The following is an 11,921-nucleotide window of genomic DNA, read 5'->3' as shown; positions in this document are numbered from 1 at the left end:
ACCATGCTGATTGAAAATCATGAATTAACGATGAGCCATGTCGGATTAGGGAATTTGAATGAGTACGCGCTGCTGCTGTTATTCGGCAACGCACACAGTCACCATTTAACGGACGGAACGGGATTCCGGCCTGATCAGATGGCCGATCACCAAGGGCTGATTTTGTATCCGGCTTATTTTATGACACATCTCAAAGTTCCTTCAGATCAGCCTCTTGATCAGTACCGATTATGGGACGAGGTTTCCGTCGGAGTCGATATCTCCCGGTTTGGAGAAACCATATTAGAATCTGATTATTTGTTCGGGCCGAAAGGAGCGGTCAGCTCTGATAAAAGCGAGTGGGACCGGGGACGGTTTCCTTCTATGAAAGCCAATAGTTTAATAGTCGTCGACGTCACACAAACAGAAGGTTCGACCCGCAAAGTCTCAGCGCCTAAGGCTGAATGCATTGCGGAACTTTCTAAGTTAGCCAAGCCGCCTTACGCGCTGATGCGGTCAAAGAAAATCAGAACGGACGCTTTCGGTATGAAGCCGGGCAACCTCAAAACAGCGGACCCCGTTTCATATCGGGTTCCTGTTGATCAGGATGCTGCGCCGGGGCATGCCATGGTGTTTGCGAAATTCAGCAAGATAATGGATGCGGCGGAATTTGAGTGGTTGACGCGCCGATCGAAGCCGGGTTTTCCGGTTTCAATCGCGCGGCATTTATTTTTGCTTGAAAGAGAGACGTATTATTACGGAAATTGTTTTGCAGATGAAGAGCTTGATATTTATATGACGGGACACATTGAAGAATGCGATCCCGACTTTCACGGTGAGTCCCTCGGTATGATCTCAGTGGCGAAAATCAGCTATCAGATTGAAGTCTATATGAAAAGGAATCATACATTGCTGGCCATTTCCAAGGTGGATAAGCTGCTGGCGGTGCCGACCTCTTCACAAGATCATATTCCGGATTATAAACGGGTCATCAGAAGTTTATAAAATAAAGAATGGAGCTGAAAGCAAATGGAACAAACCAAGGAAATGAAGCAGATCATTGCTCAAATCATTCAGGATATTCAAGAACAGCAGTCATATCGGGCCGTCGAAGCGGGAGATGATGTGAGAGTCATAGAGGATCTGGGCTTCTCATCACTGGATATCGCTCAATTAGTCGCACAGATGGAGATGGAAACCGGAGTAGATCCTTTTTCCCAAGGAGAAACGATTTCCAGCATTACAACCGTCGGCAGCATTTGTGATATTTATCAAAAATATATGGACAGTGCTCAATCATGAAAACAGAAAGCAGGGGAGATATCAGCTGGGTGACTGATAAGCTTAGGGAAACGCAGGACAGTGAGTTTCTCATTTTTAAAGGGCAGACTTTTACGTATGATGATTTGCTGACACGAATCAGCTTTTTTCAGAAAGAACTTGAACAAAACGGAATACGTGAAGGAGAATGTGTGGCGCTTATCGGGGATTATTCCCCGAACGCCATTTTTTTGCTGATGGCGCTTTTGTTAAACCGAAATATCGTTGTCCCTCTCAGCAATGAATCAAGGGAAAAGCATCTTGATATGTTTGAAGACGCGAAAGTGAATCAAATCATTGAAATAAATGAAAATGACAGCTGGACGCTTCGTGAAGGTTCTGAAAGCGCCTCTCACCCTCTGCTTGATGACCTGCGAGAGAGAGGGGAGTCAGGCATTATTATTTTCACATCGGGAACCTCCGGCAAAAGCAAAGCATCCGTGTTAAGCGCCGGCCGGCTGCTTGAAAAATACAAAACGGCGAAGAGAAAACCGCTGCGTACGCTCATTTTTCTGAAATTGGATCATATAGGCGGCATTAATACGCTGTTTGCGATTCTGTTTAACGGGGGAACGATCGTCACATCAGACAGCAGAACGCCGGAGTCCGTTTATCAGGCGGTCGACAAACATGCTGTCCAAGTGCTCCCCGCCACCCCGACCTTTTTAAACATGCTGCTGATGTCCAAGGCGGATGCCGGCTATAACCTGTCTTCACTCCAGCTGATCACTTACGGCACAGAACCGATGCCCCAATCAACGCTGCGCGGCATTCACCGGCTGTTTCCGGATGTACGGCTGAAACAAACATACGGATTAACTGAATTGGGTATATTCTCAACGAAATCAAAAGACAGCCAATCCACTTGGATGAAAGTAGGCGGTGCCGGAACAGAGACCAAAATTACCGGAGGCACGCTTTGGGTCCGTTCTGAGTCGGCGATGCTCGGCTATTTAAACGCACCCTCACCTTTCGATGAAGACGGCTGGTACGACACCGGTGACCAGGTGGAAACAGACGGCGAATATATAAGAATTCTCGGAAGAAAGAGTGAAATTATTAATGTGGGCGGAGAGAAAGTGTTTCCGGCAGAGGTGGAAAGCGTCTTTCTGGAGATACCGAATGTCCGGGATGTTCTCATAACGGGCCGAAAAAATCCGATTACGGGCGAGATTGTCGCGGCAGAGGCCGTGCTTGAAAAAGAGGAAGATATCAAATCTTTCAGAAAGCGGGCCGTAGCTCATTGCAGACAGAAGCTGCAGCCATATCAGATACCGCAGATCATCTCTGTTACAGATCGGAAACTGTCTAATGACCGATTTAAAAAAATAAGAAACGTGTAAAACAGGAGGCAAATATGAATAACGGAAAAGTAGCGGTCGTCAGCGGAGGTAGCCGGGGGCTCGGAAAAGCGATTGTACAGGCGCTTTTGGATGAGAATTACAAAGTAGCCGCTTTCAGCCGCAGTGAATCTGATTTTATTAACACATTGAGAGAGAGTGAAAAGTACCGTGACCGCTTTTATTGGGAAGCGGCGGATGCGGCGGATGATGCCGCCATGAAACAGTTTGTTCTTCAAGTATACCGCAAGTTTTCCAGAATAGACGGCTTGGTCAATAACGCCGGTTTGAACCTTGATCAGCTGCTGCCCCTGACCAATGATGAAGACATTGACCGCATCCTCAATCTGAATATCGGTTCAGTCATCAAGCTGACCCGAAACGTTTCCCGGGTCATGCTGAAACAAAATTCCGGATCAATCGTTAACATAAGCTCCATTATCGGTTCAAGAGGATTTAAAGGCACTTCAGTCTACAGCGCATCCAAAGCGGCTCTTGACGGCTTGACGCGAAGTCTGGCCAGGGAGCTCGGGTCCAAAGGAATCCGTGTCAATTCACTTGCGCCCGGTTTTGTGGACACCGATATGACGAAAAATATGCCGGAAAAACAAAAATCGCAGATTATCAGAAGGACGCCGATGGGGCGTTTAGGCGAAACAGACGATATGACCGGACTCGTTCGTTTCCTGCTTTCTCCTGAATCGTCCTTTATGACCGGACAGACAATGGCGATAGACGGCGGATTAACTTGTTAAAGCACAGAAAAATTCTTTTGTACAAGGGATGGTATCCTCATGAAATGTATTAACGAATTTTTAAGAACGGTAATAGCGGAAAAGCTGGGTGCCGAGGTGACCGAAGCAGAAGATAAAACCGCTTTTTTTACTCTTGGCGTGACGTCTCTCATCAGTGAAGAAATCATGACCATATTGCATAAAGAATTTACCGGCCTTTCTGAAACGCTGCTGTTTGAATATCCGAACATTGAGAAATTGAGTGAGTTTTTAAGTACGCAGAAACGAAATCCCGAAAGCGTTCTTGAATTCAAAGAAACGGAGCCTGATACGGGAAGCCGGCAGGAAGAAGTGCTTCCTGTACAGGCGGCTGAAAAGGTGCCCGAACCGGGAACGGACAGGAGTTCTGATATTGCGGTTATCGGAATGAGCGGGATGTTTCCGAAAGCGGAAAACCAGCATGATTTTTGGGACAATTTAATGGAAAATAAAGATTGTGTCTCCGAAATCCCTGAGGACAGATGGGACAGCTCTTATTACTCGGAAGAGAAAACGGCAGAATACGCGTCATACAGTAAATGGGGAGGTTTTATTGATCGTCCGGATCGATTTGACCCGCTGTTTTTTTCTGTTTCCCCGTGGGAAGCTGATTTAATGGACCCTCAGCAAAAACTGTATGTCACGTGCTGCTGGGAAGCGATGGAGGATGCCGGTTACGGGAACCCGGCGGCGAGGCCGACGGATCAAATCGGTGTATTCGCCGGAGTGACCTGGAATGAATATTCATTAATTGCACACGAAGAAGGTTTCCTCAAAGATCAGTATAAAGGCCCCGGCTCCTTATATTGGGGGATTCCGAACCGGGTTTCTTATTTCCTTGATCTCCATGGACCGAGTATCGCTGTTGATACGGCGTGTTCTTCATCGCTTGTCGCCGTCCATCAGGCTTGTCAGGCCATTATGTCGGGCGACTGTGAAATGGCGCTGGCCGGAGGCGTCAACCTCAGCTTACATCCGCAAAAATACATGTTTTTAAGCCAATCGCATTTTCTGTCTTCTGAAGGAAAATGCCGCAGTTTCGGTGAAGGCGGAGACGGTTACGTGCCCGGCGAAGGCGCGGGAGCCGTTTTGTTAAAACCATTGAAAAAAGCGATTGCGGACAACGACCACATCTACGGTGTCATTAAGGGGTCCGCCACTAACCACGGCGGCAAAACGACCGGGTATACGGTGCCGAATCCGGAAGCGCACCGGGACCTGATTTTATCCGCTATAAACAGAGCCGCGGTAAGTCCGGCGGATATCAGCTACATTGAAGCTCACGGTACCGGCACGGCACTCGGCGATCCGATTGAGATACGCGGTCTGTCTATGGCATTTGAGAAACAGGCCGATGAGAAAAATGACTGCGGAATCGGCTCGGTGAAATCCAATATCGGACATTTGGAAGCGGCTGCAGGGATCGCCGGTTTAATCAAGGTGCTTTTAAGCATGAAACATGAAACGCTTCCCGCCAGTCTGCACGCCGAGGAACTGAACCGCAAGATTTCTTTTTCTGATTCGCCATTTTATGTTGTCCGAAACAACCGCCCGTGGCCGGCTGAAGGAGATAAACCGAGAATCGCCGCAATCAGTTCGTTCGGCGCAGGAGGCTCTAATGCCCATCTGATCGTAGGTGCTTATCAGCCAAAACGGCAAGCGGACGGGAATACTGAGCAAAAACCGCATGCCGTCGTACTAAGCGCACATTCCGAACAGCAGCTGAAAGAATATGCCGGGAAATTGAGCTCCTTTCTTGCCCGATTGGAAAACTCGCCTTCTGCCGGCGGATACAGCCTGGAAAATATCGCTGCCACCCTATTGTCAGGCAGAGAGCCTTTCTCCTTCCGGCTTGCTGTCATTGCGTCATCTCTTTCCGAGCTGAAACAGCGATTGGACGGCTTTGTCAGCGGCCACAGTGACGGCAGGCATATTTACTTCGGAAAAGCGTCACCCGGGCGGCCGGACGTTTCAGGCCAATCCGTTTCAGATCCTGAAAAATTTGCCGCGCTGTGGGTCAAAGGCCTTCAAGGTTTCAAAAAGCCGGAGACGCCGTATCAGAAAGTTCCGCTTCCTACGTATCCGTTTTTAAAGGAAACGTCCTGGCTGACCGATCAAAAAAAGCGGTATACGAAAAAGCCCCAATCTATCAAAAGGCGTGAAGCGCTGCATCCGCTGCTTGATGAGAATGTTTCATCCGCCCGGAAAGGGACGTTTCAAAAGATATTTTCCAAGGATGAATATTTCTTTAAAGATCATTTAGTGAACGAAAAATATGTGCTCCCCGGAGTCTGTCATCTGGAAATGGCGGCATACGGCGCGGCATTGTGGGGAGAACGTCCGGCCGTCTCTCTCCAAAATGTGTGGTACATGGAGCCGATTGTGACAGGGACAGACCCAAGATCCGTCATGATAGAGTTTGAAGCGGAAAAAGAGCGTATAAGCTATGTCATTAAGGAAAAAGGAGCGGCCGGCACTCTCTTTTCGCAAGGAGAAGTGATTTGTAAAGAAAAAGGAGCGCCTTTTGAGGCCTCGGTCTTTCAGCTTCCGGCGCCATTTGTGCAGAGAACGGAGCCGAAAGACATCTATCACTCGTTCTCTGCGGCGGGAATCGTGCAAAAGGACAGTTTTCAGGTCATCCGCGAATTCTCTTATACAGAAAGGAAAGCACTGGCCAAATTAACGCTCCCGTCACACTTGGAAGCCGATTTTAAACAGTACATCCTGCACCCGTCCTTAATGGATGGCGCTGTTCAAACCGCAATGGCGCATGTGCTGCAATTTCAAAAAGAGCCTGCGCTTATCGTACCGTTTTCCTTCGGAGAAATACAGCTGCTTAAACCGTTAGCGAAAACCGTATTTGTGCATGCGGAGGTAAAAGCCGCCTCCGTTCACCAATTTGATCTGCATATTTGTGATGAGCGCGGCGTGCTGCTGGCGGCAGTGAAAGATTTTATCATAAAAGAGGTGCAGGAAAGCGCCGGGTTTAACCAAAAAGCCGGCGTCACGCCGAAGAAAAGCCGTGAAACGGAATTGCTTATGACACCGGTTTGGAACACCGTCACCATTCCGGAAACCGGCATGTCTTTCATGCGTGAAGAAAAAATAATCGTCATCGGGGGCGGGCCGGATTTTCAGCAGGCTTTGAAAGAGATGTATTCCGATGTCCGTTTTCCGGACATCACTTCTTTGGACAGCGCGGAACAAATGGCTGAAACACTGAAAGCGCAAGGCTCTTTTCAACACATGATATGGGCTGCGCCGGATCATCCGATTCCATCCGTTTATGATGCGGATACGGCCGACGGACAGGAGCACGGGGTCATGCAGCTTTTCCGGCTGGTAAAATCGCTTCTGCTTCTGAATTTTGACACGGAACAACTATCATTGACAATCTGCACGTTTCAAGCACAGCCGATTCATGAACATGATGAGGTCAATCCGAGTCATGCAAGCATACACGGATTAGCGGGGTCGCTCGCAAAAGAATACAGTAATTGGAGCATCCGGCTTCTTGATTTGGAATCTCAAAGGGGAGACCGGCATCTTCCCGATGTTTTTTCTTTACCGGCGGACCCCGAGGGAAATCCGTGGGTCTTTCGTGCAGGTCAGTGGCACCGCCAGCAATTGGCCGTCTGCCAGCCTCATGCAGGTGAGCCTTCATTATACCGGCACGGCGGGGTTTATGTGATTATCGGCGGAGCAGGCGGAATAGGAGAAGTATGGACTGAATATATGATTCAGACCTATCAGGCGAAAATTGTCTGGATCGGGAGACGGAAAAAAGATACACAGATTGAAAGAAAGCTGAAAAGACTTGCGGCTTTAGGCCCCGCACCGCAATATTTCAGCGCGGATGCTGCGGATTATGATTCTCTCAAGCGGGCGTATGACACCATTGTGAAGGAACATGGAAAGGTGCGCGGAATCATTCATTCCGCCATCGTGTTATCAGACCGAAGTTTTGCCAATATGGAAGAGGAGCAGTTCCGCGCTTCACTTTCTGCAAAAACTGATGTCAGCTTGCAGATTGCCCGGGTAGCTGAAGGGGAACCGCTGGATTTCTTGCTGTTTTTCTCTTCGATGATGTCGTTTCAAAAAGCGCCGGGACAGAGCAATTATGCCGCCGGGTGCACGTTTAAAGACGCTTTTGCTAAGCGGATCTCACAAAAAGCGCCGTATGCCGTAAAGGTTGTCAATTGGGGCTTTTGGGGAAGTGTCGGCGTTGTCGCTTCAGAACAATACCGGAAACGGATGGAGCGGGACGGAATCGCTTCTATTGAGGCGCCCGAAGCGATGAAAACGCTGGAAACCCTGCTTTCGGGACCTTATGACCAGCTGGCGCTGATCAAAACGACAGATCCGGTTTTTATGAAAGATGATCTGAAAGAACAAGTAACGGTTTATCCGGAAAAGATTCCTTCCGCACTCGGACAATTAGCGGTTAACATCACGCAGAATGACGAAGCTGAGCGGGTAAAAGCATCAAATGTCATGAGCTGCATGAGAGAGATGGAATCCCTCATTGAAAAAATACTTGTATCAACCCTTTATGAGATGGGCGCAAGGCTTGATGAGACTTTGCCGTTATTTCAATCGGCTGCCGGCATAACGGAACAATACAGCAGATGGCTGAAAGAGAGCTTTGTCTTCCTGACTGAATTAGCGCTTGCTCCGGAAAAAACGGATTTAGGGCAGGTGTGGGAGGAATGGGAGCGGAAAAAAGAGACTTGGCTGCGCCAGAAAGACATGAGGGCGCATGTCAGATTGGCAGAAGAGACATTGCGTGTGCTTCCAGACATTTTAACCGGTAAGCTTCCGGCAACGGAAGTGATGTTCCCAGACTCCTCTTTCCGTCTTGTGGAAGGTATTTACCGCAATAATATCATTTCTGATTTTTTCAATGACAAGCTTGCTGACACATTGATTGCAGTTCTGCGGGAACGTCTGGAAAAAGACCCGCAGGCGAAAATCCGCATTTTAGAAATCGGAGCCGGAACGGGCGGGACGAGCGCCGCGGTCATGAGAAAATTGAAACCGTATGAAGCGCATATTGCCGAATATTGTTTCACGGATATTTCTAAAGCATTTCTTTTACATGCAGAAGACATATTCGGTCCGGAATATCCTTATGTCACTTATAAAATATTCAACGCTGAGCAGCCGGTATCAACAGAAGTGCCGGACATCGGCACGTATGACGCAGTGATCGCGACCAATGTGCTTCATGCGACAAAAAATATCCGCTCTACGCTGCGCCATGCGAAAGCAATGCTGCAAAAAAACGGCCAGTTGTTTATAAATGAGATCAACAGCCGCACCATATTTAACCATGTGACATTCGGCCTTCTTGAAGGCTGGTGGCTGTATGAGGATCATGATTTACGGATTCCGGGCTGTCCGGGGGTTGAGCCGGCCGGCTGGGCGGAAGCGCTTTCACTTGAAGGATTCGTCCATCCTCTGTTTCCGGCTGAAGCCGCACACGACTTGGGCCAGCAGATTATAGCGGCTGAAAGTGACGGAACGGTCAGGCTTGCCCTCCCGCAGGCGTCAGAAGAAAAACCGGAGCGCCGTCCGTATGACGCAGATGGTCTTTCGGATGATACCTTGCATTTCAGCTTGAGAGAAAAAAGCGTTGAACTGATGAAGAAGGTAATCGGTGAAGCGCTTAAAGTGCCGGCGCATCGTCTTTTATCCCATGAACCTTTAACCGCATACGGATTGGATTCCATACTGGTCGTCAGACTGACCAACGCGTTAAAAGACGTCTTCGGTTCTGTCAGCAGCACTTTGTTTTTTGAATATCAAACCATTGATGAGCTTGCTGATTACTTTCTGTCTTCCCGTAAAGAAGCGCTCGAGCGGCAATTCGGGAATGGACGGGCTCATCCTGAAAACGCCGAACGGGTGCAGGCTCCCGCAGAAAGCGCCGCGCCGATTCCAAACGTAAGGGAACGGGGCATCACATATCTGACGGAATTAATAGGAAAAACGCTGAAGATTCCGAGCGGGAGAATGGATCCGTCGGTTTCCTTAACCGCATACGGTTTGGATTCTATTCTGGTCGTCAGGCTTACAAATGCTTTTCGTAACGTGTTTGACCAAATGACCAGCACCCTCTTTTTTGAATATCAGACGATAGAAGAAATCGCGGATTACCTGCTTCTTTCTCAGCGGGGAGCATTTATGAAAGCAATGGGTGTGCGTGAGGAGCAGCTGTCTGATCACACAGATAACCTGAATGTAATTCCTCAAAACGAGGAAGGCAGCAGGACAAACGGAGATCCCTATATCCAGGATATCGCTGTCATCGGTCTGTCAGGCCGGTATCCGGGCGCCGATCACGTTGATGAGCTGTGGGAAAATGTAAAAGCCGGCAGGCATTCTATTACTGAAGTGCCGAAAGATCGCTGGGACTGGAAAACGTTTTATAACGAGGAACGCGGAAAATGGGGGTCCATTTATTCAAAATGGGGCGGTTTCCTCGATGACATTGATAAATTTGATCCGCTGTTTTTCCGTATATCTCCCGCGGAAGCTGAAAGGATGGACCCGCAGGAAAGGTTGTTTCTGCAGACTGCTTATTCAAGCATTGAAGATGCGGGGTACACCCCGGCCACGCTATGTGACAGCCGGAAAATCGGAGTCTTTGTCGGTGTGATGAACAGCAATTACCCGACAGTTCCCAGCGACTGGTCTATCGCAAACAGAGTATCGTTTTTGTTCAATTTCCAAGGGCCGAGTATGGCAGTGGATACAGCCTGCTCTTCTTCTTTAACAGCTGTCCATCTCGCTGCAGAAAGCCTGCGGAGCGGAATGAGTGAAACAGCGATTGCCGGCGGAGTCAATCTTATCGTTGATCCGGCTCACTATGAGCGGCTGTCCGCTTTTTCAATGCTGTCTCCCGGTGATAAATGCAAATCTTTCGGAGACAGGGCGGACGGTTTTGTTGACGGTGAAGGAGTAGGGGCGATTGTGTTAAAGCCGCTTGCTCAAGCGGAGAAAGACGGCGATCATATTTACGGCGTTATCAAAGGAAGCATGCTGAACGCAGCAGGCAGGACAAACGCTTATATGGTGCCGAATCCGAAAGCGCAGTTTGATCTGATCGCAGAGACGTTGAAACGGACAGACATTCACCCGAGAACGGTCAGTTACTTGGAAGCCCACGGAACGGGCACTGCGCTCGGTGATCCGATTGAAATCGACGGGTTAACGAAAGCTTTTCGCCTGACAACAGAAGACCGGCAGTTTTGTTCCATCGGTTCAATTAAATCAAATATCGGACATTTAGAAAGCGCTGCCGGGATTGCGGGAATCACCAAACTGCTTCTCCAATTGAAACATAAGAGGATTGCCCCTTCATTGCATGCGGCGGAATTGAATCCGAATATTGAGTTTGAGCACACTCCGTTTTTCGTACAGCAAAAAGAAACGGAATGGAAACGACCTGTCTTAAATATCACGGGTGAAATGAAAGAATATCCGAGAATTGCCGGTATTTCCTCATTTGGAGCAGGAGGTTCAAACGCGCATGTCATCATTCAGGAATATGTGCCGTCTGACAGCCTGAAACCAATGGAAAACGCGTCTGTTTCTCCGCAAAAACCGGCTGTTATTATTTTATCAGCACGAAATGAGCAGCAATTGAAAGAGCGCGCCCGCCAGCTTCTGGATGATGTCATAAGAAAAAAACGTTCTGACGGGGATTTGGCCAAGATCGCTTACACGCTTCAGGCGGGAAGAGAACCGATGGCTGAGCGGCTTGCATTTACGGCCGAGTCGATAGAAGAACTGAAAATGAAGCTTAGGAGTTTCTCAAACGATCATAATATCGAACATGCTCATATCTGGCGGGGCAGGACAGCCAAACATCATTCATTGGCGGCTTCGCTCACTTCTGATGAAGATATGGCGCTTACCATAAATGCCTGGCTGAAAAAAGGGAAATACGGAAAGCTGCTTGACCTTTGGGTTAAAGGACTTGACGTCGATTGGTCAGCTCTTTATCAGCGCAACCCGGGCCGCATCAGTCTCCCGGCTTACCCTTTTGCCAAAGACCGATATTGGGTCACAAAAGCTGATGTGTCACTTGACAAAACAGGCTCAGCGCAAAGTGAGAAAGCAGCCAGACTTCACCCGCTGCTCCACGCGAATACATCGATCTTTACCGCCCAGCGCTTTACTTCTGTTTTTTCAGGGCGTGAACCGTTTTTTGCCGATCACATCGTCAATGGAAAACCGGTGCTTCCGGGCGCGGCTGCTTTAGAAATGGCCCGGGCCGCCGTTACGCTTGCCGCTGAGGACTTGCCGGGCGGGAAAGCGGGTGTCCGGCTCAAACAGATCGTTTGGCTTCGCCCGGTGACGGCGCTTTCTGAAGGCGTGACGCTTCATGTAAAGCTTCAGCCGGAAGAAAACGGAGACATCGCTTTTGAAGCGTATGCCGAAGGGGAAGAGCCGCTTGTCTTTTTCCAGGGAAAGGCCGTGCTCGAAGAGACGGAGCGTGCTC

Annotated in this window: 5 protein-coding genes; all 5 read left to right on the top strand. The window is 48.9% G+C overall.

Features of this window, described 5'->3' with window-relative positions:
- Positions 1–3 precede the first annotated feature (3 nt).
- Complete coding sequence (locus OWN49_RS10085) at positions 4–984, top strand: LnmK family bifunctional acyltransferase/decarboxylase (protein ID WP_176283416.1); 981 nt, start codon at positions 4–6, stop codon at positions 982–984.
- Positions 985–1,008: 24 nt separating this feature from the next.
- Positions 1,009–1,281 carry an acyl carrier protein gene (locus OWN49_RS10080; RefSeq protein ID WP_003153264.1) on the top strand — a complete coding sequence of 91 codons (273 nt, stop codon included), beginning with the start codon at positions 1,009–1,011 and terminating at the stop codon, positions 1,279–1,281.
- On the top strand, positions 1,278–2,642 hold the full coding sequence (locus OWN49_RS10075) for a long-chain fatty acid--CoA ligase (protein ID WP_176283415.1): 1,365 nt from the start codon (positions 1,278–1,280) through the stop codon (positions 2,640–2,642). The genes OWN49_RS10080 and OWN49_RS10075 overlap by 4 nt, the downstream gene beginning before the upstream one ends.
- 14 nt (positions 2,643–2,656) lie before the next feature.
- Positions 2,657–3,394, top strand: a complete 738-nt coding sequence (locus OWN49_RS10070) for an SDR family oxidoreductase (protein ID WP_003153268.1) — start codon at positions 2,657–2,659, stop codon at positions 3,392–3,394.
- Between the two features lie 39 nt (positions 3,395–3,433).
- Positions 3,434–11,921: type I polyketide synthase (locus OWN49_RS10065; protein ID WP_265958214.1), on the top strand; the 8,488-nt coding region annotated here is incomplete at its 3' end.

It is taken from the genome of Bacillus sp. NEAU-242-2, from assembly GCF_027853835.1.
GTDB lineage: Bacteria > Bacillota > Bacilli > Bacillales > Bacillaceae > Bacillus > Bacillus velezensis.
Note: the sequence above shows the minus strand (reverse complement) of the source record. Positions and strands in the feature narration are given on the sequence as shown.